We start from the raw sequence: 26,843 nt of genomic DNA, 5'->3' as shown, positions 1-26,843 counted from the left end.
CGCCGTCGGCTCACTTGACAAAGAGGTACGCGGCTACTACACTTCGTGGGTAAGACAACGCGATACCGTAAAGGCGACGAACGGAGCGAGTACGCTCGGCACGGGGCTCAGCGAGCCGACGGTCGGTGCGAGGTCGGTGCTCACGGTCGGGCGGAATGGATCCGGGAGTCGCGCCCCGAACGCCGGCCGGCAAGTAGGCGGCGCCGGATGCTCCACCGTTATCCGGAGCTCGGTATCGGATCGCGCATTGCGCGATCCCGTACCGGTCGAGGTGGGATGCTCGCGCGAGCGGCATCCAACCAGGGTGGCACCGCGGAGAACAAGACCTCCGTCCCTGTCGGGACGGAGGTTTTTCGTTGGGCAATGCACGTTCGGAGGCCGACCATGTCGACAACGACGCTGATTCGCTCCTCGCCGCAGCGCTATCGGCCATCGTTCGAGGAAGTCGCAGCGCTCGCCCAGCAGGCGACCGTGATACCCGTCTATCGTGAGCTCGACGCCGATCTGGAAACCCCCGTTTCCGCGTTCCTCAAAGTCGCCCAGGGGCCGTATGCCTTCCTCCTCGAGAGCGTCGAAGGCGGCGAGCGGCTCGCCCGGTACTCGTTCATCGGCACTGATCCGTTTCTGGTGGTCGAGCTGGATGACGGGATCGCTCGACTGCGGAGTACCGGGGTACGCGAGACGCTCGCTGCCTCGGCTCTGGCACCGTTCGGGGGGGCGGATTACTACGGGCATCCTGCTCAGGAGCAGCGGGTCGCGTTCGAGGATCCCCTGCGTTTCCTTGCGGACCTGCTCGGGCGGTATCGGACGGTGCATCTGCCCGATATGCCCCGTTTCCTCGGTGGAGCCGTCGGCTACCTCGGCTACGAGACGATCCGCTACTTCGAACCGCGTGTTCCGGCTGCACCGCAGGATACGCTGGGTCTGCCGGACGCGGTCTTTCTCTTTGTCGATTCGATGCTCGTCTTCGATCACCTCGAGCGGACGATCGCTGTCGTGAGCCACGTGCATGTGGCGGACGGCATGCCGCTCGAGCGGGCGTATGCCGAGGCAGTCGAGCGGATCGAACGGCTGGTCGATCGGTTGCGCCGGCAGTCGGTCGTGCCGGTCGGCAACGGGCCGGTGGATCCGGCGACAGTCGAGCAGCGTGTACGGCCGCACCTCGACCGAGCGACGTACGTCGGAATGGTCGAACGCGCCAAGGAGTACATCGCCGCGGGCGACATCATCCAGGTCGTGCTTTCCCAGCGGCAGGAGGTAGAGACGGGAGCGCACCCGTTCACGATCTACCGGGCACTACGACGCATCAACCCGTCGCCGTATATGTACTACCTCCGCTTCGGTGACGATGTACTGATCGGTGCGTCGCCGGAGATGCTCGTCCGGGTCGATGGACGGATCCTCTCGACCCATCCCATCGCCGGGACGCGGCGCCGTGGTCGGACTCCGGAGGAAGACGCGGCCCTCGCGGAGGAGCTCGCGACCGACGAGAAGGAGCGGGCCGAGCACATCATGCTCGTCGACCTGGCGCGGAACGACATCGGCCGCGTCGCGGCACCCGGAACGGTGCACGTGCCGCGCTTGATGACCGTCGAGCGTTTCAGCCACGTGATGCATCTGGTGAGCGAAGTGACGGGCGTCCTGTGCGACGACCTTTCGGCACTGGATGCCTTGCGCAGCTGTTTCCCAGCCGGAACGGTGAGCGGTGCACCGAAGATTCGTGCGATGGAGATCATCGCGGAACTGGAGCAGGAGCAGCGCGGCCCATATGCTGGCGCGGTCGGATACGTCGATTTCAGTGGCAACTTGGATACGGCGATCACGCTCCGGACGATCGTGATGCGGGGGCAACAGGCTTTCCTCCAGGCGGGAGCTGGAATCGTCGCGGATAGTGTGCCGGAACGCGAGCACCAGGAATGCCACCACAAGATGCGCGCGCTGATACGGGCGATCGAGCATGCCGAGCAGATGGAACGCGAACAACGGGGGAGCACGGTATGATCCTGGTCATCGACAACTACGATTCGTTCACGTACAACCTCGTGCAGTACCTCGCGGAACTCGGTGCTGAGCTGGTCGTACGCCGTAACGACCAGGTGACGGTCGAGGAGATCGAGGCACTGGAACCGGACGGCATCGTGATCTCGCCCGGACCGTGTACGCCGGGTGAGGCTGGAGTCTCCGTCCCGGCGATCGAGCGCTTCGCTGGTCGGGTTCCGATTCTCGGCGTCTGCCTCGGGCACCAGGCGATTGGCGCCGCCTATGGTGCACGCATTGTCCGGGCTCCGCGCCTGATGCACGGGAAGACCAGCCGCATTCAGCACGATGGGCAGGGGGTTTTCACCGGACTTCCCAATCCCTTCACAGCCACGCGCTATCACTCGCTCGTCATCGACGAGGCGACGCTCCCGAACGAGCTGACCGTCACTGCCCGGAGCGAGGACGGTGTCATCATGGGCATTCGTGACCGTTCCGGGCTCGTCGAAGGCGTCCAGTTCCATCCGGAGTCGATCCTGACGACGGTCGGGAAGGATCTCCTCCGGAACTTTCTCCACAGCGTGGAAGTGCACCGGCGCACGCACGCGACGGCGCGGGGAGGTGTGCGATGATCGCTCTGACTCTTCAGAAGATCGTGTCGGGTGGGGTGCTCGACGTCGAGGAAGCCGCGCAAGCGATGAGCGCCGTGATGACCGGCGAGGCGACACCAGCACAGATCGCCGCGCTAGTCACCGCGTTGCGTGTCCGCGGTGAGCGCGAGACGGAGATCGCAGGGTTCGTCCAGGCCCTCCGCGCGCACATGATCCCGGTCCAGCTGACGACCGAGCGCCCGGCCGTCGACGTCGTCGGCACCGGTGGCGACGGAGGGAGGACGTTCAATATCTCGACGGCGGCTGCCTTCGTCGTGGCAGGTGCCGGCGTGCCGGTCGCCAAGCACGGGAACCGGGCTATGTCGAGCCGGGCCGGTGCAGCCGACACGCTGGAAGCGCTGGGCGTCCGCATCGATCTCGGGCCCGAGGCAGTGGCGCGCTGCGTCAGCGAGGCTGGTATCGGCTTCATGTTCGCCCAGCGTTTCCATCCGGCTTTGCGACACGCAGCGCCGGTCCGCCGCGAGCTCGGTTTCCGCACAGTCTTCAATGTGCTCGGTCCGCTGGCGAACCCCGCGCGCGTCCGGCATCAGCTGATCGGGGTCGCGATGCCGGAGCTGGTGGAAACGGTGGCACGCGTGCTGGCATTGCTCGAGATCGATCATGCGCTGGTCGTCCATGCGGCCGACGGACTGGACGAGGTGAGCCTGGCTGCGCCGACGACAGTGTACGAGATCCGGCGGAACGGCGGTGTCGAAGTCCATCGGCACGTCGTGGAGCCGGAGAGCCTCGGGATGTCGCGGGTGCCGACGGAAGCGTTGCGCGGCGGCACGGCTGAAGAGAACGCCCGGATCGTCCGCGCTGTCCTGGAGGGGAGACCTGGACCGGCGCGCGAGGTGACGCTCCTCAATGCGGCTGCCGCGCTCGTGGCCGCCGACGCAGCCGAATCGCTGGCGGAGGGCCTGGAGCTGGCGCGGCGATCGATCGACAGTGGCGCAGCATTGGCGGCGCTCGAGCGATTGATCCAGCTCAGTAACCAGCTGGCTCCGGCGGAGGTGGTCTCGTGACGCGAACGGGCACGATCCTCGACCGGATTCTCGATCGGACGCGTTGCGACCTGGTCGATCGGCGCGCTCGGGTGCCGGAGGCGCAGCTCCTCCAGCGTGCGGCAATGATGGCACCACCGCTCCCGCTCGTGCCGGCGTTGCGGGGTACACAGGTTCGGCTCATCGCCGAGGTGAAGCGGGGGTCACCGTCGCGTGGCCTCTTCGCACCGGATGCCGATGCGGTGGCGGTCGCGGCGGACTACCTGGCTGGTGGGGCAGCGGCGATTTCAGTCCTGACGGACGAGCCGTTCTTTCACGGGCATTTGCGCGACTTGGAGTCGGTCGGCGCGCTGGCTCGACCTTCGGGAGTTCCGGTCTTGCGGAAGGATTTCGTCATCGATCCGTATCAGGTGCTGGAGGCGCGTGCGTTCGGGGCCGATGCGGTGCTGCTGATCGTCGCAGCGCTGAGTCGAGCACAACTCACTGAACTCCTCGCTGCGACGCGGGAGCTGGGACTGGAGGCGCTGGTCGAAGTGCACGACGAAGCCGAGCTCGAGGTCGCGCTGGGAGCCGGCGCGCGGGTGATCGGGATCAACAACCGGGATCTCCGGAACTTTACCGTCGATCTCGGCATCAGCGAGCGGCTGGCACCGCGTATTCCGGCCGATCGCATCGTCGTTGCTGAAAGCGGCATCCACACGCGCGAGGATGTCGAACGGCTCGCCCGGGCGGGTATCGATGCCATCCTGGTCGGGGAGTCGCTCATCACGGCGCGCGATCGCCGGGCAGCAACCGCTGCGCTGGCCGGCGTGGAGGTACAGCGATGCCGGGAATCGTGAAACTCTGCGGCATGCGCACGCCGGAGGATGCTCTCGCTGCGGCCGAAGCGGGGGCCGACTTCATCGGACTGGTCTTCGCACCGAGCCCGCGACGTGTCACGCTCGAGGAAGCGGCGGTCATTTGTCGGGTGGTCCGTGCAGTGTCGCAGCCGCCGCGGATCGTCGGCCTCTTCGTCGATGCACCGGTCGAGGAGATTCAGCAGGTCGCCGTGCTCCTGCAACTCGACGCGGTGCAACTGCACGGGAGCGAGCCGCCTGAGGTGGTGCGCGTACTCGGTTGGCCAGTGCTCAAGGCCATCCGGGTGCGAGTTGGCGAGACGGTCGAGGCCGTTCGGCAGCGGGTCGCGTCGTATTTCGCTGGTGAGCCGACACCGTACGCGGTCGTCCTCGATACCTACCATCCGCGAATGGCTGGGGGAACAGGAGAGACGTTCGACTGGTCGGTCGCTGCCGCAATCGCTCGCGAGTTCCCCGTGATCCTGGCCGGTGGACTGCGAGCGGAGAATGTCGCCGAGGCGATCGCGGCGGTACGGCCCTTCGGAGTGGACGTCTCGAGCGGTATCGAAGTTGTCGGGAAAAAGGACCCTGACCGGATGCACGCGTTCGTGGCAGCGGCGCGTACCGCTTTCGCGCGCCTTTTCGAGACGGCACGAACGGAAAGTGGAGGAACGAGATGACGACATCGGTGCAGCGCGCACGGCAGCTCCCGGACGAGCGTGGGCGTTTCGGAGAATTCGGCGGCATCTACGCTCCGGTCACGTTGCTTCCGGCGATCGAGGAGCTGATCGAAGCCTACGAGGACGCTCGCCGGGACCCCGCTTTCCAGGCCGAGTTCGAGCGACTGCTCCGCGATTTCGTCGGACGACCGACACCCCTGTACTACGCAGCGAGCCTGACCGAGAAGGTCGGCGGGGCGCGGATTTTCCTCAAGCGCGAGGATCTGGCCCATACCGGCGCGCACAAGATCAACAATGCGGTCGGTCAGGGGTTACTCGCCAAGCGGATGGGCAAGCCGCGCGTCATCGCCGAGACCGGCGCCGGCCAGCACGGGGTGGCGACGGCGACAGTGTGCGCGATGCTCGGGTTGGAATGCGTCGTCTACATGGGCGAACTCGATGTGCAGCGTCAGTCGCTCAACGTGTTTCGCATGAAGCTCCTCGGTGCGGAAGTCCGGCCGGTGCGTTCGGGGAGCCGCACGCTCAAGGACGCGATGAACGAAGCGATCCGCGACTGGGTGACCAACGTGCGCACGACGTACTATCTCGTCGGGTCTGTCGCTGGGATGCACCCGTATCCGATGATGGTGCGCGACTTCCAGTCCGTGATCGGCCGTGAGACACGCCAGCAGGTCCTGGAGATGACCGGGCGTCTTCCGGACGCCGTGGTCGCTTGCGTCGGCGGTGGTTCGAATGCGATCGGCATCTTCTCGGCCTTCCTCGACGACGAGCAGGTGGAACTGCACGGCGCGGAGGCAGCCGGTGAAGGGCTGGAGACCGGCCGTCATGCTGCGAGTCTGACAGCTGGCCGCGTCGGTGTGTTGCACGGGTCCCGGTCGTTCGTGCTCCAGGACGAGGACGGGCAGATCATCGAGGCACACAGCATCGCAGCCGGACTGGACTATCCCGGCGTTGGGCCCGAGCACGCCTACCTCAAGACGGCTGGGCGCGCGCACTATCACCCGATCACCGATGCCGAGGCGCTCGAGGCGTTCCAGCTGCTCTGCCGGACCGAAGGGATCATCCCGGCACTGGAGTCGGCGCACGCTGTCGCACTGGCGGTCCGGCTCGCGCGCGAGCGACCACGCGACCAGATCATCGTCGTCAACCTGTCGGGCCGCGGTGACAAGGACATACAGACCGTAGCCAGCGCTCTGGGGGTGACGCTGTGACCAGGAACGAGAGCCGGATCGCCGAGACGTTCGCCGCGCTGCGGGCACGGGGTGAACTCGGGATCATTCCCTATCTCACCATCGGGTACCCGGAGCGGGAGAGTGTGCTGGAGCTGGTACCGGCATTGGTCCGTGGTGGTGCCTGTGCGATCGAACTCGGTATCCCGTTCTCCGATCCGTTGGCGGACGGTGTAACGATCCAGCGGGCGAGCCACGTCGCGCTCCACAACGGCGTGACGGTCCGGTATTGCCTGGACACCGCGGCGCGGCTGCGCGAAGCAGGTGTTGACGTACCGTTCGTCTTCATGGGATACTTCAACCCACTGCTCCAGTATGGGCTGGAGCGGTTCGTGCGTGCGTGCGTCGAAGTCGGCGTCGACGGTGTGATCGTGCCGGACCTACCACCGATCGAGAGCGATGAACTGCATGCCTTGTGTCGGGCAGCGGGGCGCGATCTGATCTTCATGGTCGCGCCGACCAGTACGGAGCGGCATCTTCGCGAAGTTGCTGTTCGTGCGAGCGGCTTTCTCTACTGTGTCTCCCTGACGGGGGTCACTGGCGCGCGCGATCGCTTGCCGGAGGATCTTCCCGAATTCCTGGGACGCGTCCGTGCTGTGACAGATTTGCCGCTTGCGCTCGGTTTCGGCATCTCGCGACCGGAACACGTGGCCCAGGCACGCGAGCTGGTCGATGCGGTCGTGGTCGGGAGTGCGCTTCTGGATCGGATCGCGACAGCCGATCCAGGCGAGCGTGCAGCGGCAGCCGAAGCGTTCATCGCCTGGTTGCGAACGGGTACCGCCGCGACGGTGGGGGAGGGGTCGTAGGCGACGATGCTCCAGTGCCGTGGTATCCGCGGTGCGACGACCGTGGAGGCGAACACCGCTGAAGCGATCGTGAGCGCGACCCGCGAGTTGCTCCTCGCACTCGTGGAAGCGAATGACATCGAACCGGACCAGATCGCCAGCATCATCTTCACCACGACGCGCGACCTCAATGCGGCCTTTCCGGCGGTCGCTGCGCGGGAACTCGGTTGGGTACACGTGCCGCTTCTCTGTGCCCACGAGATGGACGTACCCGGCGCACCGCAAGGGGTCGTGCGGGTCCTCATGCACGTCAACACGGAAAAATCGCCGCGCGAGATCCGGCACGTCTATCTGCGCGGGGCGCGAGTGTTGCGGCCAGAATTCGGCCACGAACCGACGTGGATCAGCGAAGACCGTCGAGGAGCGGGAGGGATGGACCGATGATCGTCGTGATGCAGCCAGGGGCGACGAAGGAGCAGATCCAAGCGGTCATCGATCGGGTCGCCGAGTTCGGTTTTCAGACGAAGCTGGCACCGGGTGCAGAGCGGATGGTGATCGGTGTCGTGGGATCGCCGCTTCCCGATACGCTCAAGGAGGCGCTGGAGCGCCTGCCCGGTGTCGAGGAGGTGATCCGTGTCAGCAAGCGGTACAAGCTCGTCAGCCGCGAGTTCTATCCGCTCGATACCGTGATCCAGGTCCGCGATGTCACGATCGGCGGGAACGAGGTGGTCGTCATCGCCGGGCCCTGCTCGGTCGAGAACGAACGCCAGATCATCGAGACGGCGCAGGCCGTCAAGGCGGCCGGAGCCAGTATGCTACGCGGTGGTGCCTTCAAGCCCCGGACGTCCCCTTATGAATTCCGCGGGCTCGGCGAGCAGGGGCTCAAGTTACTGGCCAAGGCTCGCGAGGAAACGGGACTCCCGATCGTGACGGAAGTACTCAGCCCCGAGCACGTCGATCTGGTTGCGGAATATGCGGACGTGCTCCAGATCGGTGCCCGGAATTGCCAGAACTACCTGCTCCTGGAGGCGGTCGGTCGCGCCAAGAAGCCGGTCTTGCTCAAGCGTGGTATGTCGGTGCAGATCGAAGAGTGGTTGCTCGCGGCTGAGTACATCGCCGCGCAAGGGAACGAGCAGGTCATCCTGTGCGAGCGGGGTATCCGCACCTTCGAGACGTTCACGCGCAATACGCTCGATCTCAACGCTGTCCCAGCTGTCAAGCACCTGAGCCATCTCCCGATCATCGTCGATCCGAGCCATGGGACGGGGCGCTGGTATCTCGTCCCGCCGATGATGCTGGCGGCCGTGGCCGCTGGTGCCGATGGGATCATCGTCGAGGTGCATCCGAACCCTGACCACGCACTCTCCGACGGTGCACAATCGCTCACACCGGAGAACTTCGCAGCTGTCATGCCCAAGCTCGCGGCAGTGGCGCGCGCGATCGGCCGGAGCGTGCGCGGCGTGCCGACTGCCGAACCGAGCTTGTCGCCAGCCGATTGATGGGAAACGTGATGGCCGAAGAGACGGTCGCAAGTGTGCTGAGTGCCATCCGGTTCGGTGCCGATGGCCTCGTTCCGGTGATCGTGCAGGACGCAGCGACCGGCCAGGTGCGGATGGTCGGCTACGCGAACGCCGAGGCGGTACGCCGTACCCTGGAGACGGGTCGCGTCCATTTCTGGAGTCGGAGTCGCCAGCGACTCTGGATGAAGGGCGAGACGTCCGGCCACGTCCTCGAACTGGTCGAGTTGCGTGTCGACTGCGATGGTGATGCGCTGCTCGCTCGTGTGCGACCGCATGGACCGACCTGCCACACCGGGAAGACGAGCTGCTTCGATACCGAACCACTGGCGCGTCTCGAAGCGGCACCAGAAAGCGCTGCGATCGTCGACGAAGTCGCCCGTGTCATCGCGGCGCGGGCAGCCGATCCCCAGCCTGGTTCCTACACGAGTGCGCTGCTCGCTGCCGGGGTCGACCGGATCGCGCGCAAGATCGGCGAGGAAGCGGCCGAAGTGATCGTCGCGGCCAAGAATGGCGAGCCGGAGCCGCTCGCGCGCGAAGCGGCCGACCTGCTGTACCACCTGCTCGTCCTGCTGCAGGCATGCGGCGTTCCAGTCGAGCAGGTCTGGCAGGTCTTGCGCGAGCGGCGTGGTCACTCTTCACCGTAATACTGCGGTGGGCGAACGACCAGGCGCTGACGCTCGAGGTCGACTTCGAGGATCACCGAGCGGATAGCCGGAAGCAGAAGTTCGCTGCCGTCCGGTTGCTGGACGACGTAGACGTCGTTCGCGCCCGTTTCGAGGATCTCGACGACCGTGCCGAGGTCGTTCCCTGTCTCGTCGACGACCCGGAGACCGAGAATCTCGAAGTGATAATACTCGTCCTCCCCGAGCGGAGCTGCCTGGCTCCGGTCGATCCGCACCACCGTACCGCGCAAGGCCTCAGCGTCGTTGCGTGTCGAAATACCCTCGATCTGGAGGAGTGCCATGTCGCCCACGAGCTGGGCGCGAAGCAGGCGACGCGGTGTCGGCTCCTCGTCGAGGTAGACGTGGTCGAGTTCGGGTATCCGCTCGGGAAAGTGCGTCCAGATGCGGAGCTTGACCGTTCCCCGAACACCATGCGCACCGACGATCCGGCCGATCGAGAGGCGCTCGGGCAAATCAGGTCGTTCCGGTCGCCGCTGGTGACTGTGGTTCGACCTGGTCATCGATCGTGAGGCTCGCGTGGACACCTTGTCGCACGGCCGAAATCGCGAGCATCGTGCGGATCGCTCGCGCTATCCGTCCCTCGCGACCGATTACCTTCCCGAGCTGGTCGTGCGGGACGGACAGGCGCAAGATGACGGTGCGGCCGCGACGCCGGGTGCGCACCTGGATGGCATCCGGATCGTCGACGAGCTGGCCGGCGATGTATCGAACGAGGGTCGCCAGGCGCGACATGGCAAGTTCCGGATCGACGATCGGCTGCTCGCGTCGTGGTGGGCGGTTGCGCGGACGCTGGGCGTCGCGGCGTTGCACGGTCAACCCCCTCTAGGCATTCGATTCCTGATTGGCTGACTCGGTGGAGGCTTCGGGTCGTGCCTGCTGCACGGTGCCCTGCCCCGCTTGGCGTGGCGGGAGAACACCGGCACGCACGAGAAGAGCCCGCACCGTATCGGTCGGTTGCGCGCCGTGCTCGAGCCACCAGCGTGCGCGCTCGACGTTCACTTCGAGCGTGTACGGATCGGTTCGCGGATTGTAATAGCCGATCACCTCGATGAATCGACCGTCCCGCGGCCAGCGTGCTTCCGCCGCGACGATACGATAGTGTGGCTGCTTCTTCTTGCCCATTCGGCGTAGACGCAGTTTGATCATGGTCGGTTCGCTCCACCCTCCGTCACTCTCGCACCGAGCGTCCATACTCGTACTACGGCAAATCATCGACCCGACGGCCGATGCGCACTTGCAAACTGTAGCAGCGCCGAGACCGCTCCGTCAATCGGGGCATTCGGCACGAACGCGGAGCGAGCAGGTTGCCGCTGGCGTGTCGAGTTGGCACACTGGCAGGTGCCCAGAGGGGAGACCGACTGGCATACGCCCAGCTGGGGTGTGGGACAGACGGGAGGGAAGGGCTGGGCATGGCGAGTCCGAGCCGCGCTGATCTGTATGCGTCCCGTTTCCCGCTGCTCGTCCTCCAGAGTGCCGTGCTCCTTCCTGGCAACGCGATCACGATCGCGGTCGGTCGGACTGAGGCTCGCCGGGCGATCGAGCTGGCCCGGCAACAACAGGCCGCGCTCATCGTCGTAGTGTACGCTGATGGTCGAGCTCCGACAGCGCTGACGCACCAGATCGGCACGCTGGCACGAATCGCCGAGGTGACGGCGCAAGCTGGCCACCGTCTCCAGGTTCGCCTCGAGGGGATCCGGCGGGTTCGTCTCTTGACGGCCGATCTTTCCGCCTCTGTCCCGCAAGCACGCGTTCAGCAGCTCATCGCCGAGGTCAGGCCTGATACGCATCAGGTTGTCGAGCGGCTGCGACAGCGTCTGGGGGAACTCGCCCAGTACCTCGGTGTTCCGGACGACGACTGCCGGCGGACACTCGACGAGACCGACGATCCTGACCGGTTCGCCGATCTCCTCGCCACGCAGCTCGTCCGCGATCTCTCCTACCGCCAGCGTCTCCTGGAACTCGTCGATCCGCACGACCGGCTCGAGCAGCTGGCAGCGCTGATCGAGCGCGAACTCGCACGCCGGAACAACGCGCCCGAGCCTGTGCCGGTAACCAACGGCGGCTCGAGCGGGTCACGGCTCGCCAGTGAAGCTGTGCCGTTCACCGACGAACCGAGCGACGCCCGCGAGGAAGCGGAGCTCCTGCGCCGCCGTCTGGCCGAGTGCGGGGCGCCGCCACACGTGCGCGAGCGGATCGAGCAGGAGATCGACCGTCTGTCCCGGATGCCGCGGATGACCGCGGAAGCGACAGTCGCACGCACTTATATCGAGACGGTGCTCAGCGTACCGTGGGCCGTCGAAACACCGGAAACACTCGATCTCGAGCGGGCGCGGGCGATTCTCGAGCGCGACCATTTCGGGCTCGACCAGGTGAAGGAACGGCTGCTCGACTACCTGGCGGTGCGGGCGCTCACGGGTGGTCGCGCACACGGGACGATGGTGCTCTGTTTCGTCGGCCCGCCCGGTGTCGGGAAGACGAGCCTCGCGCGCTCGATCGCCGAAGCGCTGGGTCGTCGTTTCGTCACGGTGAGTCTCGGGGGCGTCCGTGACGAGGCCGAGATCCGTGGGCATCGGCGCACGTATCTCGGGGCCTATCCCGGTCGCATCGTCGAGGCGTTGCGACGGGCGGGAGCACGCAATCCGGTCATCCTGCTCGACGAGATCGACAAGCTGGTGGTGGACTACCGGGGCGATCCGGCTGCTGCCTTGCTCGAAGTCCTCGATCCTGAGCAAAATCGGTACTTCCTCGACCACTATCTGGATCTTCCTGTCGACCTCTCGTCGGTGCTCTTCATCGCGACGGCCAACTCGCTCGAGCCGTTGCCGCGCCCCTTGCGTGACCGGCTGGAAGCGATCGTCATCGAGGGGTACAGCGAGGAGGAGAAGCGGGAGATCGGTCGGCGCTACTTGCTCCCCCGCCAGCTGGCTCTGCATGGTCTTCCGGAAGGCATGCTCGACTTGACCGATGCCGCTTGGTACGAGCTCATCACCGGCTATACCCGCGAGGCGGGGGTACGGGAGCTCGAACGACAACTGGCGGCGCTGTGCCGGAAGGTCGCCCGCGAGGCGATCGAGTGCGGACAGGCGAACGGCCAGCTCGCGCGTCGCCGGGTGACCCCGGCGGTCTTGCGCCGATACCTCGGTCCAGCGCCCTACCGCGAACTGGTGGCGCATCCGGAACCGCAGATCGGCGTGGCTTACGGACTCGGGGCGACGCCGCTCGGTGGGATGCTCGTACCGGTCGAGGTCTTGGTCATGCCGGGGCGCGGCGAGCTCCTCGTCACCGGACAGGCTGGCGAGATCCTGCAGGAGTCGGCCCGGGCAGCGCTGAGCTGGGTGCGAGCGCACGCGCAACGTTTCGGACTCGCGAGAGACTTCGCCGAGCGACTGGACGTCCACGTCCATCTGCCGGAAGGGGCACTGCCCAAAGACGGCCCGTCGGCTGGTCTCGCGCTCGTGGTGGCTCTGGTGTCCGCGGTGACCGAGCGGCCGGTGCGTGCCGATTTGGCGCTGACCGGGGAGATCACCTTGCGCGGACGGGTGCTCCCAGTCGGTGGCTTGCGGCAGAAGGTGCTGGCCGCACAGCGAGCTGGCCTGCGTGGATTGGTCGCGCCGATCGGTAACCGAGCCGAGCTGGCGCGCTTCCCGGCGGGTGTGACACGTCGGCTGACGATTCACTGGGTCGAGAGCGTCGAGCAGACGCTGTCGCTCGCCCTGCTCGACCGTGTCGAGCCAGCACGAGCGGGTCACGAGTTCGCGTCGCCGGCTCAGGAAGAGTAGGTCAGCCGGTACCTTCGGAGAGGTCGGTCCCGAACGGATAAGGCCGCATGCCCGGAACCTCTCGAGTCTCGTTCTCGATGCGGTACGGAACGGCGGTCAAGGTGGATCGGACTTGCCTTCGAGGCGCACCTGTGGTAGAGTGGCACGTGGACGCTCCGGTGCGGTGAGCGGAGCGGGATCACGATGGGGCAGCGAACGGTGTTAGGAAGCTGGTTGCCAACCGAGAAACCGATGCTCCGGCCGTTCGCCGTGCGCTGCGCGGTGATCCCCGCACCTATCCCCGCCCCCAGGCCTCTGGGGGCTCCTGCCGCAACCGGAAGCGTGGGCGGATGGTCCGATTGACCTGACGCGCCAACGGAGAGTCCGGAGCGGCGGTGAGCCCAGCAGCTCACCGCCGATTTTGTTTTCTCGGACGAGTGGCGGAACGCAAGGTTGTGGAGGGAGTGTCGAACGATGTGCCCGGAGTGTGGTGCGGATCTCGGTCTCACGGATGTCGAGGTCGGGGAGATCGTCTCCTGTCCGGAGTGTGGAGCCGATCTCGAGGTCCTCTCGGTCGATCCGTTGCAGCTCGGGCTCGCTCCGGCCGAAGAAGAGGACTGGGGTGAGTGACGATGAAGACGGTTGCCCTCCTGGCCGAGCGGCTTCGCGTCGAAGAGCGGTTGCTCCAGCAAGCGTTCGCTGCCGTCGGCTGGGAGGCGCAGCTGTGCGATCCGAACGACCTCGCGATTCCACTGCAGGAGACCGCCGAGCCGTTGCCGTCGGTCTCGCTCGATCGAGAGCGTGCGACGAGCGAGTCGACCGCTCTCGCGGCGCTCCTGGCGGCACGCGGTGGGACGGTGGTGAACCGCCCAGCGACGACGCGTCTTTTGGCCGACCGGTTGGCCTTCTTGCGCCACCTCATCGTCGCGGGTATACCGACTCCGCCGACCGTGGTCGCCTTCGGCGAGGCAGCGACGTTGCGGGCGATCGCGTCACTCGGCTATCCGGTCTATCTCAAGTCCCTCGTGGTCGATCCGACCATGCCGGTCGCGTATGTCGAGGACCCGGATGCCGCCGAGGCACTCGTCGAGCACCGTCGGGTATTGGGTGACGAGCGGGCGGTGCTCGTCCAGAAGGCGGTTGCTGAACCGGAAGCACTGCGACGACTGGTTGTCGTCGGAACGGAACTGCTCGCAGTCATCCGAGGGCGCGGTGGCGAGCAACCGCTCGTGCTCGAAGACCGTGACCGGTGGCAGACGCTGGCGATGGCCCTGGTCAGCCGACTCGGCAGTGGTGTGTATGCCGTCGATGCGGTCGACACTGAGCGTGGGCCGATTGTCGTCTCGGCCGAGAACCTCGTCCATTTCCGCGAGTTGGCTGAGCATGGTCTTCCGGTGGCCGAGCGGATCGCAGCGTTCGTGATCGAGCAGGTGCACGAGGAACAAGCGGAACGCGGGGGAACGGCATGACGACGGAACTCGCTGTCGAGGCTGCTGCGTTTCTCGAAGCCTTCCTCCGGATCCCGAGCCTGTCGGGGCAAGAAGCTGCTGCCGTCGAGTGGCTCTGCACCCGGATGGCAGAACTCGGTTACGAGGCTGGCCCCGACGAAGCGGGCAACGCGATCGGTGTCCGCGGGAGCGGCCCCCGCGAGTTGATGTTGCTCGGTCACATCGATACCGTTCCGGGTCGTATTCCGGTCCGGCAGGTGGATGGACTACTCTACGGCCGTGGTGCTGTCGATGCGAAGGGCCCGCTGGCAGCCTTCGTGCTCGCTGGAGCTCGTGCGCAGTTACCTCCGGGCCTTCGCCTGACGGTCGTCGGAGCGGTCGAAGAGGAAGTGATGAGTTCGCGAGGAGCGAACTGGTTGGTCGAGCATCACCCGCGGCCCGATGCAGTGATCATCGGTGAGCCGAGCGGTTGGGACGGCGTGGTACTCGGCTACAAGGGCTCGGTCGCGATCGAGTACCGGATCGTGCGCCCCTCGGCACATGCAGCCGGACCCAGCACTACAGCAGCCGAAGACGCTGTCGCGTTCTGGAACGCGCTCGTGGCCTGGTGCGAGGAGCAGAGCGCTGGCCGAACGCGGGAGTTCGATCGAGTCACGCCGACGCTCCTGAGTATCGTGACGAGCGGTGATGGACTGACCGAGCAGGCCTGGCTGCGCGCGAACTTGCGCCTTCCGCCCGGCTTCGCGCCGGAGAAGGCGGTCGCGGCGGCGCAGCGGCTGGCCGGCTCCGGTGAGGTCGTGGCCACCGTGAATGCAGCGGGGTTCCGGGTCGACAAGCGGTCGCCGCTCGTCTCGGCGTTCCTGTCGGCGATCCGCGAGCTCGGCGGCGAGCCGAAACTCAAGGTGAAGACCGGCACGTCCGACATGAACATCGTCGGTCCAGCCTGGGGCTGCCCGATCGTGGCCTATGGACCGGGCGATTCGCGGCTGGACCATACACCGAACGAGCATATCGCGATCGACGAATTCGTGCGTGGCATTGCGGTTCTGCAACGTGCGATCGAGCGCGTTGCGCATCAGATCGTGGGTGGGCGATGGGGGGACGAGTCGTGAGCGCAGCACGGATCGGGGTTCTGCTCTCGCATGTCCGGGAAGAAGAGAAGCTCTTGCTGCGTGCGCTCGCCGAGCGTGGCGCGGAAGTGATCCGCCTCTATGACCGGCAGCTCGTCTTCGATCTCACCGACGAGGGCTCGTGGCCACAGATCGACCTGGTCCTGGACCGCTGCATGGCGCACAGCCGTGGCCAGGTCGCCTTGCACCTATTCGAGTCGGCCGGAGTGCCGACGATCAATCGGAGTCAGGCGACAGCGATCGCCGATGACAAGGTGCTCACGACGCGTCTCCTCGCAGCAGCTGGCGTGCCGACCTTGCGCACGATGGTCGCGTTCGACGTCGAGAGCGCACTCGCTGCGCTGGAGCGGCTGGGATACCCGGCGGTGATCAAGCCGGTCACCGGTTCGTGGGGCCGGCTGCTCGCTCGCGTCAACTCGCCGGCTGCAGCGCGGGCGATCCTGCAGCACAAGCGGACGCTCGGCTCGTTCCACCACGGTGTCTTCTATCTTCAGGAATACGTCGAGAAGCCGGGGCGGGATATCCGCGTCTTCGTAGTAGGGGATCGGGTGGTCGCGGCATCCTACCGGATGGCCGATCACTGGGTGACCAATGTGGCGCGCGGTGCTGTCTCGCAGCCGTGCCCGGTGACACCGGAAATCGAGAGCGCCGCCTTGCGCGCCGTACGGACGATCGGACTCGATATCGCGGGCGTCGACCTGGTCGAGACGGCTGACGGTCTGAAGGTTCTGGAAGTCAACGGCGGAGTCGAGTTCAAGGGGCTGATGCGGACAACCCATGTCGATGTGGCTGGGCTGATCGCGGAGTACGTGCTGGCACGGGCGACGCAGGGAGCGTCGCCTGTGATGGTTCTGAGCCACTGATGTCATCCGACTGGGAGGGAGAGGCGGTACCTGGATGACGGTCACGGTTTCGATCCTGGGCGGCTCCGGCTATACCGGTGGGGAACTCTTGCGGTTGCTCTTGAGCCACCCGGAAGTGGAAGTCAAGCAGGTCACCTCGCGGTCGCGCGCCGGCAAGTTCGTGCACACGGTGCACCCGAACTTGCGCAAGCGGACGACGCTCAAGTTCGTCCCGCCGGAGGCGCTGGAACCGGTCGATGTGCTCTTCGCTTGCTTGCCGCACGGAGAGACGGCACCGATCGTCGATCGCTTGCTGGAACGCGCGCCGGTCGTGATCGATCTCTCGGCCGATTTCCGGTTGCGCGATCCGCAGGCCTATGAAGTCTGGTATCGCTGGTCGCATCCCAGGCCGGAGCTTTTGAGCCAGGCGGTGTACGGCCTCCCGGAACTCCATCGCGAGGAGATCAAGACAGCGCGCTACATCGCTTCGCCAGGCTGCAACTCGACTGCCGTGATCCTGGGTCTGGCGCCGCTCTTCCGGGCCGGGCTGGTCGACCTCGACATGCCGGTCACGGTCGAGTGCAAGGTGGGCTCGTCGGGCGCTGGCGGTGAAGCTGGGCCCGCCAGCCATCACCCGGAGCGGAGCGGCGTGATCCGGCCGTTCAAGCCGGGCGGCCACCGGCACACCGCCGAGGTGCTCCAGGAACTGACGGTGTGCGGCAAGACGCCGTCGCTCGGCCTCTCGGTCACGAGCGTCGAAGCAGTCCGCGGTATCCTGGCGACCGCCCACGTCTTCCCGAACCGGCTGCTCACCGACCGTGACCTCTGGCAGGTATACCGCTCTGCCTACGGGCAGGAGCCGTTCGTCCGCCTGGTCAAGGAGACGAGCGGTCTCCACCGTTATCCTGAGCCGAAGATCCTGGCCGGATCCAATTACTGCGACATCGGCTGGGAGCTGGACGAACTGCCGGGTGGACGCCAGCGTGTGGTCGTGATGTCCGCGATCGACAACCTGATGAAGGGTGCGGCCGGCCAGGCGGTCCAGGCGATGAATATCCGGTTGGGCTTTCCGGAGACGCTCGGTCTGGAGTTCCCCGGACTCCACCCGCTGTGAGGACAGAAGCGTGCGACGTCGGTGGTTGGTTGTCGGCATCTTCGCGCTCGGGATCGGTCTCGGTTGGGCCCTCGCCCGGCGGCGACCCTTCTCGGCGCGGTTCGCCTGGTTCCTGACGCTGCCCGGAGCGCGGGCGATCGCCCGGCCCGAAGAGTTGGCGAAGCTCCTCGAGGTGCAGCCAGGGATGCACCTCCTCGATGCGGGAGCAGGCCCTGGTCGCTTGACCATCCCGCTCGCGGAAATCGTCGGGCCGACTGGTTCGGTCACTGCGGTCGATGTCCAGCCGCGGATGCTCGAGTATGTTCGGCAGCGGGTAGCCGAGCGTGGGGTGACGAACGTCCGACTGCTCCTGGCCGAGCTCGGGCGGGGGACGCTGGCTGCACTCGAGCCAGAGACCTACGACCGCGCGCTGCTCGTGCACGTGCTCGGCGAAACCGACGATCCCGCTGCGACGTTCCGCGAGCTCGCGGCTGTGCTCCGGCCTGGCGGGCGGCTCGCGGTCGTCGAGCACGTCGGTGACCCGCACTACGTGCGGTACGCGCGTGTGCGCGAACTGGGCGAAGCGGCCGGTTTGCGTCTCTTGGAGGAGCGGCGATTTCTTCTCGGTCACACGACGGTCTGGGAGAAACCACACGACGGTGCGACGAAGGGAGCGGCGTGACAGCGATGCTGGTGGTGAAGCTCGGTGGGAGTGCAGGCATCGATCCGGCGCTGACGCTCGACGATCTGGCGGCCCTCTGGCCGGAGCACCGGATCGTGTTCATTCACGGTGCCAACGCCATGCTCGACGAATGGACGCGCCGGCTCGGGCGCGAGCCGCGACTCGTGACCTCGTCGACCGGCCAGGTGAGCCGCTTCACTGACCGGGAGACGATGGACCTGATGCTGATGGTCTACGCTGGTCTCGTGAACAAGCGGCTGGTCGAGGGGTTGCAGCAGCGTGGTGTCAACGCGGTCGGCCTCACCGCGATGGACGGCCGGATCGCGAGCGGGCCGCGCAAGGACACGCTGCGCGCGATCGAGAACGGGAAGCCGAAGGTCCTCCGCGGCGACTATGCCGGCAGCATCGAGCAGGTCGAGACACGACTGCTGGAACTGCTCCTCGACAATGGCTATCTGCCGGTGCTCACGCCGCCAGCGGTGAGCCACCAGGGCGAAGCGATCAACGTGGACGGCGACAAGCTGGCGATGCAGCTGGCTGTGGCGTTGCGGGCCGAGGCGCTGGTCATCCTCTCCAATACGCCTGGACTCCTGCGCGACGTGCGCGATCCGGAGTCGCTCATCGCGACTGTCGACGTGAGCGATCCGGCGAGCGTCGAGGCAGCGATGACGGCGGCGCAAGGTCGCATGAAGAAGAAGGTCGAGGCTGGCTGCAAGGCCGTGCAGGCCGGGATCGGGCGCGTCGTCTTCGCCGATGCGCGCGTTCCGCAGCCGATCCAGCGTGCCCTGGCGGGGGTGGGAACCGTCCTGACCGCTGGTAGTCCTGTCGAGGTGCGGCCATGACGGCGCGATCGACGACCGCCATCCTCCAGCTGGACGAGTCGCTGCAGCCGCCGCTCTACGCCAAGCGTGGCATCGCACTGGTGCGCGGGGAGGGTGTCTGGCTCTACGACAGTGACGGCCAGCGGTACCTCGACCTGATGAGCAACTACGGCGTGAATATCCTGGGTCACGCGCACCCACGCGTCACGGCAGCGATCGTCGGGCAAGCGAGCCGGCTCCTGAGTTGCCACCAGTCGTTCGCCTCGGATGTCCGGGCAGCGTTTCTCGAGAAGCTGCTCGCGGTCGCACCGCACGGACTCGCGCGGGCGTTCCTGAGCAATTCGGGTGCGGAAGCGGTCGAGGCTGCACTGAAGTTCGCCTGGGCGGTCACTGGCCGGCGCAAGGTCGTGGCGGCGAAGCGCGGGTACCACGGACGCACGCTGGGGGCGCTGGCGGCGACAGGCGAGCCGAAGTACCGGCAGCCGTTCCTCGCGGTCTTGCCGGAGGTCGTGCACGTCACGTACGGAGACGTCGCGGCGCTCGAGTCGGCGGTCGATACGGAGACGGCTGCGGTGATCCTCGAGCCGGTGCAAGGCGAGGCCGGTATCTACCCGGCACCGCCGGAATACCTCGCGGCAGCACGACGGATCACGCGTGAGCGCGGAGCGCTCTTGGTGTTCGACGAGGTACAGACTGCCTTCCGAACCGGGGCCTGGTTCGCCTGCCAGCATGCGGGCGTCTCTCCCGACCTGCTCTGCGTCGCCAAAGGATTGGCCAACGGTGTCCCGATCGGCGCGACCTTGATGACGGAAGACGTCGCGCTCGCTTTGCCGACCGGCGTTCATGGCAGCACCTTCGGGGGCAACCCGCTCGCCTGCGCGGCCGGTCTGGCGACGCTGGAGACACTGGAAGACGACGGGCTGATCCCGATGGCCGGGGAACTCGGTGCCTATTTCCGCGAGCGACTCGAGGCTCTCGGGCACCCGCTGATCCGGGAAGTGCGCGGCATCGGACTCATGCTCGGCCTCGACCTCAAGACCCGAGCGACGCCGGTGCTGAAGGCCCTGCAAGAACGCGGTGTCCTGGCGCTCCCGGCCGGAACGACGGTCGTGCGCATCTTGCCGCCGCTCGTCCTGACGCGCGAGGATATCGACGACGCGGTACTCCGAATCGGCGAAGCGCTGGATGCGGTACGAGCTGGCTGAACGACGATCGGAGGCCCAGATGTCCGAGCAGCGCCCCGGCGATTCCACGCGCGTGCTTTTGCGCAGCTTCGGTGTGATGGTGACGACGTACGAGGAGCGGATGGCGCAGCTCCTCGAGCAGGCTGGACGAGGCGATCTCGCGCCGGAGGAGGCGCTGCAGCTCGCGAGCAGCGCGCTCGCCCTCTCGGCTCGCCTGACGCGACGGCTGCGCGAGATGACCGAGCACGTGCTCGCGACGGAGGCGCAGTACCTCAGCGAGCTGCAGGAGCGCCTGGCCCAGCGGTTCCCGAGCGTGCGCGTCGAGCCGGAGGAGTGAACAGGCGAGCGCCCACTGGGCACCATCTCGCTCGAGCCAGTACGGGCTGAGAAGGCGTTTTCGGCTCGCTCATCGCTGTCACGTTCGGCTGGCGAGGCGTGCGCTGCACGTTTCCGGGTGCATGCCAGGGTAGTGCGACTCCTCGGTCAGGAAGCCTGCACGCCGATCTGAGTCCCGACTGACCCCGACTTGCCGAGCGAGACGGCATCAGCTTGCCTGCGCGTGAATCGGGCTACAGCTGATCGACTTCCCAGGGTTCGCAGCAGGCGAGGTCAGGGGCAGTGCCGTCCGGCGAGATAGCCTGACTGGGCACCCTCCGGACGGCGTGCTACCCCGCTCGCGCTGGTCATTGGGGTTCCCATCACGCTACCTCGGTAGCGCCGGCGGTACCGTATGGCTCCGGTTTCGCTTGCCGGAACGGCAGCGAGCATGGTATGGTTCCGGCAACCGACCGACTGCCCGGAAGGGGCGTCCGCGATGACCCGCATCCTGCTCCTGGCGGACGAGGCGCTCGGCTGGCAGGACCTGGCACGCCAGCTCCGCGCCTGCCCAGGCGTGACCGCCGTCCAGCTCACCCACGACCGTGCCACCGCGCTGGCGCTCCTCGTCCGCTTCCAGCCCGACCTCCTCGTCCTCGGGAGCGATCACCTCGCCGAGCCACCGGACCCAGCACTCCTCGCGCTCCTCGCCCAGCAGCCGAGCCTGCTCCTCGCCCGCACGCTCCAGTCCCACCTGCTCCACAGGCTCCTCACGGCCGGGTTGCCGCTCCGTGGTCTCCTCACCTGGGCCGATCTCGACCGGGCGGCGGTGCCCGTCCTGCTCGCCGTGTTCAGCCACAGCCCGCTGCTCGTGGCCGGGCCGACAGCGGCTGCCCAGCTGGCCGCGCTGTGGCGGGAGCAGGTGGGACGTCCGCGGCTGAGCCCGGTGGAGCAGCAGCTCCTGCCGCTCCTGGCCGACTGGCACCTCACCTATGGGGCGATCGGGGCACGGCTGGGCATCGCTCCGGCGACGGTGAAGGGGCGGGTGCGGCGGCTGGCGGCCAAGCTGGGTGTAACGGGGGGACGACTGGCGGTGGTGGAGGCGGCGCGCCGGCAGGGGCTGCTGCCCCGCTGAGGGGGTGGAGGACAGCGGGGTGCACCCTCGGTGGACAGCACTGTCCACCGAAAGGGACTGGTTTCGGTCACCCGTGCGGGCCGACACTTGGGATGACGGACTACCGGAGAAGGACCGGACGTGGCGGCGCGCACCGCGACGACGGTCGGGAGCGAGCACGGTGCTGGCCCGGCTCGTTGGCGAGGGATGACGCGACCAGTGGCAGCAGAGGAGCAGGGAGCAGGGAAGGCGCGGCCCCGGTGGGCCGTCGAGCCGGTCGAGACGACCGTGGTCGCTGCTGGCGCGACGCAGAAGCTCCGCGAGGAGCTGCTGGCCGGGGCCGGACCTTCCGGCGGTGCTCGGTGCGGCAGAGCTTGCCGAGGCGCAGGCAGCCGAGCACCGGCTGGCCGACGGGCGGACGCTGTGGCTGATCGTCGCAACAGTGACCGAGCAGGTCGGTATCCCGGCACTGCGCGACGATCGTGGACGCTCGGCGGCCTTCCTGATCGACGTGGGGAACCCGTGCGTCTCATCCGGTTCAGCGAGAACGGTCAGCTAGTACGGGTGAACCACTCTGAACAGGTTTTGCAGGAGTGCCGTCCTATGAGGTGCCATGCAGCTGCTGTTGCCGGTTCGATCGGCGAGCGTTCGTCAGTTGCTGCCAAGCGTGCCTCTCCGTCTGTATTCCCCCTTCCTGGCGCTGTCTTGCCTGCGTGCTCATCTCCTACGGTGCAGTCTGCCTGTGGGCATCCTGCCCGGGCGGGTGGGGTTGCACGTGCTGCTGCCTCGTCCCGCCGGGCTGAGGAAGCCCTGAGGAGGTGGATCTATGCCGTGGAGCCTGCTCGCGACCTGGTGCTGGTACACCATCGCCGTGCTCGTTGTGTGCGAAGCGTTTACGGAACTGGTCACGGGCACCTCCCTCGCAACGAGACAGCCGCTGACCAGGCGTCGGAAGGTCCTCGCTGGAGCGATCGTGCTCGTCACGCCACTGTGGCTCGTGCTCTGGTGGGATCGTGGGTGGTACCGGTACTGGGCCAGCCCGGCAGCAGCGAGTGTGGCCGGAGTGCTCGTGCTGATGCATGTGTGGGCCCTGCTACGCCGGGTACGGCAGAGAGGACGAGCCAGTGGAAGGACGCCTCTGCACGGGAGCGAAACAGCACGTTCGGCCTAGGCTATCCGTGCATGACTACACCGCGCTGGTGGGTTAGCCCTCTGAAACGCTCGTCTGTACCCACTGGAGTTGGCAGGGGCGTCATGACCGCACGGGACACCCCGGGTCAGGTGGCAGTCTTCCGATACCGGCTCGATGCGAGTTGCTTGTGGCGGTCGTGCGTCTGGTGATGCGACTGTTGCTGGCAAGAGCCGCCGTGGGGACCGTGAGCGAGGCGCTCAGCCTGGATGGAGGAGGATTCTCCCATGCTCTCGGAAAGCTGGTATCCGCTCTTCTCAGCTGTCGCCTACTTCGGTAGCCTCGCGCTCCTGATCGTGGCCCACGTTCGTTGGGTCATCCGGCGCTTCCGTTCGTACCGAGTACTCGACTGGGCTTACGAACTCCTGGTCACCTGGCTCATCGGAGTAGCCCTCTGGCAGGGGATCCGGCGGGGGCCGGTCTGGGACACCGACCTCGCGGGAAGCCCGGTCTGGCTGCGCGGCCTCATCGCCATCGCCATTCTCATCTTTTCGATCCACGTGACGTGGTGGCTCGAGCGGAAGGCGAGCCGCCCGGAGCAGCCGGAGAACGGGGTACGATCATCGGAGGGATGAGAGCCAGCGTCGCGTCTCGCGGCGTCGGCTGCTAGCGCGTGGGGCGAGCCGGACCTGGAGAAGCGACTGCTATCGCCCGGAACTGGGCTGTCCGGTCCCCGGGAGTCGCAAGCGCAGGCCGTAGGAGGACGAGCCTGGCTGTGTAGACGACTGCGTCGGAGGACCCGCGCGACCAGATCGGGGAGCGAGCGCGGTAGAGACGAGCGAGCTCTCCTGGCTGTGGCAGTCTCAGCCGTGGAACCGTCTGAAGACGCTCGCGCTTCGGTCGAGGATGTCCCCATGGGTTCGGGGATGCTCTCGTGTCGTTGGCTGGTCAGGCTGCTCGGCGGCGGTAGCCAGAGCGTGGCAAGGGTGTCGTCGGCGATCCGTCATCGCCGTGGGGTACGGAGCTGGCCGCGCGGTAAGGCCCTGCGTTGACGGTACGCGGCAGTGACCGGTACGCTTGCCCGGGAGGCCGTCCCGCTGGACGGGTCGTGGTGTTCAGCCGATCGACCCCGGCCGCTCGTGCACCGTGACGACAACGTGGATGCTCGGTTCTCGACCCCGCGATCCTGGACGTGGAGGTGGGATGCGATGACGCAGGTGGCGCATTCGGACGAACTCGCTCCGGCGTATCAGCCACGAGCGGTCGAGTCGCGCTGGTACGACTGGTGGGAGCAGCAGGGCTACTTCACCCCGACCATCGACTGGAGCCGGAAGCCCTTCGTCATCATCATGCCGCCACCGAACGTCACTGGCGAGCTGCACATGGGGCACGCCCTGTTCGTCGCGATCGAGGACCTGATGATCCGCTGGCGGCGGATGCAGGGCTATCCGACGCTGTGGCTCCCCGGGGCCGATCATGCAGGCATCGCTGGCCAGTGGGTCGTCGAGCGCGAACTCCTGAAGGAGGGGCTCACCCGGCACGATCTCGGGCGCGAGAAGTTCCTCGAGCGCGTCTGGGACTGGATGAACCGCTACCGCGGTCGGATCCGCGAGCAGTTGCGCATTCTCGGTGCCTCTTGCGACTGGACGCGCTTCCGCTTCACGATGGATCCCGGCCCCTCGCGGGCGGTCCGCACCGCTTTCAAGCGGCTGTACGACAAGGGGCTGATCTATCGCGGCGAGCGGCTCATCAACTGGTGCCCGCGCTGCATGACGGCGCTCTCCGACCTCGAGGTGGACCACGAGGAGCTCGAAGGGACGCTCTACTTCCTCCGCTATCCGGTCGAAGGGAGCGACGAATCGGTCGTCGTGGCGACGACGCGACCGGAGACGATGCTCGGCGATACGGGTGTGGCGGTCCATCCGGAGGACGAACGCTACCGGCATCTGATCGGCAAGACGGCGATCCTCCCGCTGCTCGGGCGGCGCCTCCGCATCGTCGCGGACGAGGCGGTCGATCCCGCGTTCGGGACGGGTGCGGTCAAGGTGACGCCCGCACACGACTTCACCGACTTCGAGATCGCGCAGCGGCACGACCTGCCGCCGGTCAACATCCTCAACCCGGACGGCACGCTGAACGAAAACGCTGGACCGTTCGCTGGGCTCACGATCCAGGAGGCACGGCGGCGGGTGGTCGAGGAACTGGACCGCCAGGGGTACCTGGTGCGGACGGAGCCCCACCGCTACAGCCTCGGGCACTGCCAGCGCTGCGGCACGGTCGTCGAGCCGATGATCAGCAAGCAATGGTTCGTCAAGATGGCCCCGCTGGCCCAGCCGGCCATCGAGGTAGCACGCAACGGGACGCTCCAGTTCATCCCGGAGCGGTTCCGAGCGGTCTACCTCCACTGGCTGGAGAACGTGCGCGACTGGTGCATCTCGCGACAGCTCTGGTGGGGGCATCGCATCCCGGTCTGGTATTGCCAGGACTGTGGTCGACTCACGGTGACCGCTGAGGAAACGGTCGAGCGGTGCGAGCACTGCGGCAGCACGCGGATCGAACAGGATCCGGACGTGCTCGATACCTGGTTCTCGAGCGGGCTTTGGCCTTTCAGTACGCTCGGCTGGCCGGACGATACCGAAGATCTCCGCTACTTCTACCCCGGCTCGGTGATGGAGACGGGCTACGACATTCTCTTCTTCTGGGTCGCCCGGATGGTCTTCCTCGGGCTCGAGTTCATGGGTGAAGTGCCGTTCTACACGGTCTACCTCCACGGAACCGTCCGAGACGAGCGTGGCCAGCGCATGAGCAAGACGAAAGGGAACGTGATCGATCCGACCGAGGTGACGCAGCAGTACGGCGCCGATGCGCTCCGCTTTACCCTGGTCACCATGGCCGGCCCGGGGACGGACATGAAGCTCAGCCTCAATCGCGTCGAAGCGAGCCGCAACTTCGCCAACAAGATCTGGAACGCGACGCGCTATACGCTGCGGGCGCTCGCGGGCGGTGAGGTCGAACGTACTCCGGACGGCTCGGTCCTGCCGCCGCGCCGCGAGTCGGTGAGTCTGGCCGATCGCTGGATTCTCAGTCGGCTCCAGCGGGTGACCGAATCGGTCACCGACCTCATGGAGCGGTACCAGTTCCACGAGGCCGGACACGCGCTGTACGAGTTCCTCTGGTCGGAGTTCTGCGACTGGTACATCGAAGCGAGCAAAGTGGCGATCAACGCTGGTGGCGACCGGGCTCAGGCTGCCCGGCAGACGCTGGCCTACGTGCTCGAACGGGCGTTGCGCCTGCTTCACCCCTTCATGCCCTTCGTGACCGAAGAACTCTGGCAGCGGCTGCCGCACGCCGGCGAGAGCATCATGGTCGCTCCCTGGCCGGAGCCCGACACCGCACTCGTCGACGAGGAGGCAGAGCGCGAGTTCGCGTTCCTCATGGAGGCGATCCGAGCGGTGCGCAATGCTCGTGCGGAAGCGGGCGTGGAACCAGCCCGCTGGGTCCAGGCGATCGTGTTCCCGGGCTCGCACCGGCAGACCTTCCTGGACAGCGAGGGGATCTTCCGCTTCCTGGCGCGAGTGGCGAGCGATGGCCTGACCTACGTGGACGAACTCCTCGAGGCGCCCAAGCAGGTCGTCTCGCTGATCGTCGACGATGCGGTGATCTATCTACCGCTTCGGGGCATGCTGGACATCGATGCGGAGCGGCAGCGGCTGCAGCGCGAGTTGGAAGCGCTTCTGGCCGAACTCGACCGGACACGAGCCTTGCTCGCTAACGAGCAGTTCGTGAGCCGTGCGCCCACTCAGGTAGTGGAACGGCAGCGGACGAAGTTGGCGGACATCGAAGAACGCGTGCAGCTGATCCAGCAGCGCCTGGAAGAACTCGGCTGAACGACTCGTGCGACCGACCGCGAGCCGGACTGCTGCCGCGCGTGGCGCATGGTCTGCTCCGTCTGCGTGCCGGGGC

At 66.8% G+C, this 26,843-nt stretch carries 28 protein-coding genes; 25 read left to right on the top strand and 3 right to left on the bottom strand.

Annotated features, from left to right (window positions below):
* The first annotated feature begins 384 nt into the window (after nucleotides 1-384).
* Genes trpE through hisIE form a run of 10 tightly spaced genes read left to right on the top strand, consistent with a single transcriptional unit; the run spans nucleotide 385 to nucleotide 9,325 of the window.
* Nucleotides 385-2,001 (top strand): anthranilate synthase component I, encoded by a 1,617-nt coding sequence (gene trpE / locus OO015_RS04435; RefSeq protein ID WP_265940024.1) that lies wholly within the window; start codon nucleotides 385-387, stop codon nucleotides 1,999-2,001.
* On the top strand, nucleotides 1,998-2,609 hold the full coding sequence (locus OO015_RS04430) for an anthranilate synthase component II (RefSeq protein ID WP_265940023.1): 612 nt from the start codon (nucleotides 1,998-2,000) through the stop codon (nucleotides 2,607-2,609). Before trpE ends, OO015_RS04430 begins: the two co-directional genes overlap by 4 nt.
* The gene (gene trpD / locus OO015_RS04425) at nucleotides 2,606-3,652 is read left to right on the top strand and encodes an anthranilate phosphoribosyltransferase (RefSeq protein ID WP_265940022.1); all 1,047 of its coding nucleotides are present in this window, start codon (nucleotides 2,606-2,608) and stop codon (nucleotides 3,650-3,652) included. Before OO015_RS04430 ends, trpD begins: the two co-directional genes overlap by 4 nt.
* Nucleotides 3,649-4,470, top strand: a complete 822-nt coding sequence (gene trpC, locus OO015_RS04420; protein WP_265940021.1) for an indole-3-glycerol phosphate synthase TrpC — start codon at nucleotides 3,649-3,651, stop codon at nucleotides 4,468-4,470. The genes trpD and trpC overlap by 4 nt, the downstream gene beginning before the upstream one ends.
* A complete protein-coding gene (locus OO015_RS04415) occupies nucleotides 4,455-5,147 on the top strand; it encodes a phosphoribosylanthranilate isomerase (protein ID WP_265940020.1) in 693 nt (230 codons plus the stop codon). Before trpC ends, OO015_RS04415 begins: the two co-directional genes overlap by 16 nt.
* Entirely contained in the window at nucleotides 5,144-6,358 is a 1,215-nt protein-coding gene (trpB, locus tag OO015_RS04410) for a tryptophan synthase subunit beta (RefSeq protein WP_265940019.1), read from the top strand. The genes OO015_RS04415 and trpB overlap by 4 nt, the downstream gene beginning before the upstream one ends.
* Nucleotides 6,355-7,182 (top strand): tryptophan synthase subunit alpha, encoded by an 828-nt coding sequence (gene trpA / locus OO015_RS04405; RefSeq protein WP_265940018.1) that lies wholly within the window; start codon nucleotides 6,355-6,357, stop codon nucleotides 7,180-7,182. Before trpB ends, trpA begins: the two co-directional genes overlap by 4 nt.
* A gap of 6 nt (nucleotides 7,183-7,188) precedes the next feature.
* Complete coding sequence (gene aroH, locus OO015_RS04400) at nucleotides 7,189-7,605, top strand: chorismate mutase (RefSeq protein WP_265940017.1); 417 nt, start codon at nucleotides 7,189-7,191, stop codon at nucleotides 7,603-7,605.
* Complete coding sequence (gene aroF, locus OO015_RS04395) at nucleotides 7,602-8,660, top strand: 3-deoxy-7-phosphoheptulonate synthase (RefSeq protein WP_265940016.1); 1,059 nt, start codon at nucleotides 7,602-7,604, stop codon at nucleotides 8,658-8,660. Before aroH ends, aroF begins: the two co-directional genes overlap by 4 nt.
* 11 nt (nucleotides 8,661-8,671) lie before the next feature.
* Nucleotides 8,672-9,325, top strand: a complete 654-nt coding sequence (gene hisIE / locus OO015_RS04390; protein ID WP_265940015.1) for a bifunctional phosphoribosyl-AMP cyclohydrolase/phosphoribosyl-ATP diphosphatase HisIE — start codon at nucleotides 8,672-8,674, stop codon at nucleotides 9,323-9,325.
* On the opposite strand, the gene rimM is transcribed toward hisIE, so the two are convergent.
* Genes rimM through rpsP form a run of 3 tightly spaced genes read right to left on the bottom strand, consistent with a single transcriptional unit; the run spans nucleotide 9,310 to nucleotide 10,510 of the window.
* Nucleotides 9,310-9,864 carry a ribosome maturation factor RimM gene (rimM, locus tag OO015_RS04385; protein ID WP_265940014.1) on the bottom strand — a complete coding sequence of 185 codons (555 nt, stop codon included), beginning with the start codon at nucleotides 9,862-9,864 and terminating at the stop codon, nucleotides 9,310-9,312. The two genes, hisIE and rimM, sit on opposite strands and share 16 nt — an antisense overlap.
* Nucleotides 9,818-10,174: a KH domain-containing protein gene (locus OO015_RS04380; protein ID WP_265940013.1), complete on the bottom strand. Its 357-nt coding sequence runs from the start codon at nucleotides 10,172-10,174 to the stop codon at nucleotides 9,818-9,820. The genes rimM and OO015_RS04380 overlap by 47 nt, the downstream gene beginning before the upstream one ends.
* Before the next feature lie 12 nt (nucleotides 10,175-10,186).
* Entirely contained in the window at nucleotides 10,187-10,510 is a 324-nt protein-coding gene (rpsP, locus tag OO015_RS04375; protein ID WP_265940012.1) for a 30S ribosomal protein S16, read from the bottom strand.
* A 263-nt stretch (nucleotides 10,511-10,773) separates the two neighbouring features.
* Between rpsP and lon the strand changes: the two genes are divergently transcribed.
* The 15 genes from lon (at nucleotide 10,774) to OO015_RS04300 (ending at nucleotide 26,767) form a co-directional block, all read left to right on the top strand.
* Nucleotides 10,774-13,143, top strand: coding sequence for an endopeptidase La (gene lon / locus OO015_RS04370; protein WP_265940011.1), 2,370 nt, complete (start codon nucleotides 10,774-10,776; stop codon nucleotides 13,141-13,143).
* Between the two features lie 453 nt (nucleotides 13,144-13,596).
* Nucleotides 13,597-13,752: a lysine biosynthesis protein LysW gene (lysW, locus tag OO015_RS04365; protein ID WP_265940010.1), complete on the top strand. Its 156-nt coding sequence runs from the start codon at nucleotides 13,597-13,599 to the stop codon at nucleotides 13,750-13,752.
* A 2-nt stretch (nucleotides 13,753-13,754) separates the two neighbouring features.
* Nucleotides 13,755-14,591: an ATP-grasp domain-containing protein gene (locus OO015_RS04360; protein ID WP_416236588.1), complete on the top strand. Its 837-nt coding sequence runs from the start codon at nucleotides 13,755-13,757 to the stop codon at nucleotides 14,589-14,591.
* Nucleotides 14,588-15,682, top strand: a complete 1,095-nt coding sequence (locus OO015_RS04355; protein WP_265940008.1) for a [LysW]-lysine hydrolase — start codon at nucleotides 14,588-14,590, stop codon at nucleotides 15,680-15,682. Before OO015_RS04360 ends, OO015_RS04355 begins: the two co-directional genes overlap by 4 nt.
* On the top strand, nucleotides 15,679-16,563 hold the full coding sequence (gene lysX / locus OO015_RS04350) for a lysine biosynthesis protein LysX (protein WP_265940007.1): 885 nt from the start codon (nucleotides 15,679-15,681) through the stop codon (nucleotides 16,561-16,563). Before OO015_RS04355 ends, lysX begins: the two co-directional genes overlap by 4 nt.
* A gap of 34 nt (nucleotides 16,564-16,597) precedes the next feature.
* On the top strand, nucleotides 16,598-17,656 hold the full coding sequence (gene argC / locus OO015_RS04345; protein ID WP_265940006.1) for an N-acetyl-gamma-glutamyl-phosphate reductase: 1,059 nt from the start codon (nucleotides 16,598-16,600) through the stop codon (nucleotides 17,654-17,656).
* A gap of 10 nt (nucleotides 17,657-17,666) precedes the next feature.
* Nucleotides 17,667-18,317 (top strand): class I SAM-dependent methyltransferase, encoded by a 651-nt coding sequence (locus OO015_RS04340; protein WP_265940005.1) that lies wholly within the window; start codon nucleotides 17,667-17,669, stop codon nucleotides 18,315-18,317.
* A 5-nt stretch (nucleotides 18,318-18,322) separates the two neighbouring features.
* The gene (locus tag OO015_RS04335; RefSeq protein ID WP_265941015.1) at nucleotides 18,323-19,159 is read left to right on the top strand and encodes a [LysW]-aminoadipate kinase; all 837 of its coding nucleotides are present in this window, start codon (nucleotides 18,323-18,325) and stop codon (nucleotides 19,157-19,159) included.
* Nucleotides 19,156-20,343 carry an aspartate aminotransferase family protein gene (locus tag OO015_RS04330; RefSeq protein WP_265940004.1) on the top strand — a complete coding sequence of 396 codons (1,188 nt, stop codon included), beginning with the start codon at nucleotides 19,156-19,158 and terminating at the stop codon, nucleotides 20,341-20,343. The genes OO015_RS04335 and OO015_RS04330 overlap by 4 nt, the downstream gene beginning before the upstream one ends.
* 19 nt (nucleotides 20,344-20,362) lie before the next feature.
* Entirely contained in the window at nucleotides 20,363-20,659 is a 297-nt protein-coding gene (locus tag OO015_RS04325; RefSeq protein ID WP_265940003.1) for a hypothetical protein, read from the top strand.
* Between the two features lie 477 nt (nucleotides 20,660-21,136).
* A complete protein-coding gene (locus OO015_RS04320; protein ID WP_265940002.1) occupies nucleotides 21,137-21,772 on the top strand; it encodes a helix-turn-helix transcriptional regulator in 636 nt (211 codons plus the stop codon).
* Between the two features lie 334 nt (nucleotides 21,773-22,106).
* A complete protein-coding gene (locus OO015_RS04315) occupies nucleotides 22,107-22,310 on the top strand; it encodes a hypothetical protein (protein ID WP_265940001.1) in 204 nt (67 codons plus the stop codon).
* A gap of 267 nt (nucleotides 22,311-22,577) precedes the next feature.
* A complete protein-coding gene (locus tag OO015_RS04310; protein ID WP_265940000.1) occupies nucleotides 22,578-22,922 on the top strand; it encodes a hypothetical protein in 345 nt (114 codons plus the stop codon).
* Nucleotides 22,923-23,167: 245 nt separating this feature from the next.
* Nucleotides 23,168-23,515 (top strand): hypothetical protein, encoded by a 348-nt coding sequence (locus OO015_RS04305; protein WP_265939999.1) that lies wholly within the window; start codon nucleotides 23,168-23,170, stop codon nucleotides 23,513-23,515.
* Nucleotides 23,516-24,088: 573 nt separating this feature from the next.
* Complete coding sequence (locus tag OO015_RS04300; protein ID WP_265939998.1) at nucleotides 24,089-26,767, top strand: valine--tRNA ligase; 2,679 nt, start codon at nucleotides 24,089-24,091, stop codon at nucleotides 26,765-26,767.
* The last annotated feature ends 76 nt before the right edge of the window (nucleotides 26,768-26,843 follow it).

The organism is Thermomicrobium sp. 4228-Ro, from assembly GCF_026241205.1.
In the GTDB taxonomy this organism is placed as follows: Bacteria; Chloroflexota; Chloroflexia; order Thermomicrobiales; family Thermomicrobiaceae; genus Thermomicrobium.
Note: the sequence above shows the minus strand (reverse complement) of the source record. Positions and strands in the feature narration are given on the sequence as shown.

Excerpts from the sequence above, each read along its gene's own strand:
- trpD (WP_265940022.1), top strand. The coding sequence starts at position 2,606 with ATGATCGCTCTGACTCTTCAGAAGATCGTGTCGGGTGGGGTGCTCGAC.
- OO015_RS04320 (WP_265940002.1), top strand. The coding sequence starts at position 21,137 with ATGACCCGCATCCTGCTCCTGGCGGACGAGGCGCTCGGCTGGCAGGAC.
- OO015_RS04300 (WP_265939998.1), top strand. The coding sequence starts at position 24,089 with ATGACGCAGGTGGCGCATTCGGACGAACTCGCTCCGGCGTATCAGCCA.
- aroF (WP_265940016.1), top strand. The coding sequence starts at position 7,602 with ATGATCGTCGTGATGCAGCCAGGGGCGACGAAGGAGCAGATCCAAGCG.
- aroH (WP_265940017.1), top strand. The coding sequence starts at position 7,189 with ATGCTCCAGTGCCGTGGTATCCGCGGTGCGACGACCGTGGAGGCGAAC.
- OO015_RS04355 (WP_265940008.1), top strand. The coding sequence starts at position 14,588 with ATGACGACGGAACTCGCTGTCGAGGCTGCTGCGTTTCTCGAAGCCTTC.
- lon (WP_265940011.1), top strand. The coding sequence starts at position 10,774 with ATGGCGAGTCCGAGCCGCGCTGATCTGTATGCGTCCCGTTTCCCGCTG.
- OO015_RS04415 (WP_265940020.1), top strand. The coding sequence starts at position 4,455 with ATGCCGGGAATCGTGAAACTCTGCGGCATGCGCACGCCGGAGGATGCT.
- trpB (WP_265940019.1), top strand. The coding sequence starts at position 5,144 with ATGACGACATCGGTGCAGCGCGCACGGCAGCTCCCGGACGAGCGTGGG.
- OO015_RS04430 (WP_265940023.1), top strand. The coding sequence starts at position 1,998 with ATGATCCTGGTCATCGACAACTACGATTCGTTCACGTACAACCTCGTG.
- hisIE (WP_265940015.1), top strand. The coding sequence starts at position 8,672 with ATGGCCGAAGAGACGGTCGCAAGTGTGCTGAGTGCCATCCGGTTCGGT.
- OO015_RS04305 (WP_265939999.1), top strand. The coding sequence starts at position 23,168 with ATGCTCTCGGAAAGCTGGTATCCGCTCTTCTCAGCTGTCGCCTACTTC.
- trpE (WP_265940024.1), top strand. The coding sequence starts at position 385 with ATGTCGACAACGACGCTGATTCGCTCCTCGCCGCAGCGCTATCGGCCA.
- OO015_RS04335 (WP_265941015.1), top strand. The coding sequence starts at position 18,323 with ATGCTGGTGGTGAAGCTCGGTGGGAGTGCAGGCATCGATCCGGCGCTG.
- rimM (WP_265940014.1), bottom strand. The coding sequence starts at position 9,864 with ATGACCAGGTCGAACCACAGTCACCAGCGGCGACCGGAACGACCTGAT.
- OO015_RS04310 (WP_265940000.1), top strand. The coding sequence starts at position 22,578 with ATGCCGTGGAGCCTGCTCGCGACCTGGTGCTGGTACACCATCGCCGTG.
- lysW (WP_265940010.1), top strand. The coding sequence starts at position 13,597 with ATGTGCCCGGAGTGTGGTGCGGATCTCGGTCTCACGGATGTCGAGGTC.
- rpsP (WP_265940012.1), bottom strand. The coding sequence starts at position 10,510 with ATGATCAAACTGCGTCTACGCCGAATGGGCAAGAAGAAGCAGCCACAC.
- OO015_RS04330 (WP_265940004.1), top strand. The coding sequence starts at position 19,156 with ATGACGGCGCGATCGACGACCGCCATCCTCCAGCTGGACGAGTCGCTG.
- argC (WP_265940006.1), top strand. The coding sequence starts at position 16,598 with ATGACGGTCACGGTTTCGATCCTGGGCGGCTCCGGCTATACCGGTGGG.
- OO015_RS04325 (WP_265940003.1), top strand. The coding sequence starts at position 20,363 with ATGTCCGAGCAGCGCCCCGGCGATTCCACGCGCGTGCTTTTGCGCAGC.
- OO015_RS04360 (WP_416236588.1), top strand. The coding sequence starts at position 13,755 with ATGAAGACGGTTGCCCTCCTGGCCGAGCGGCTTCGCGTCGAAGAGCGG.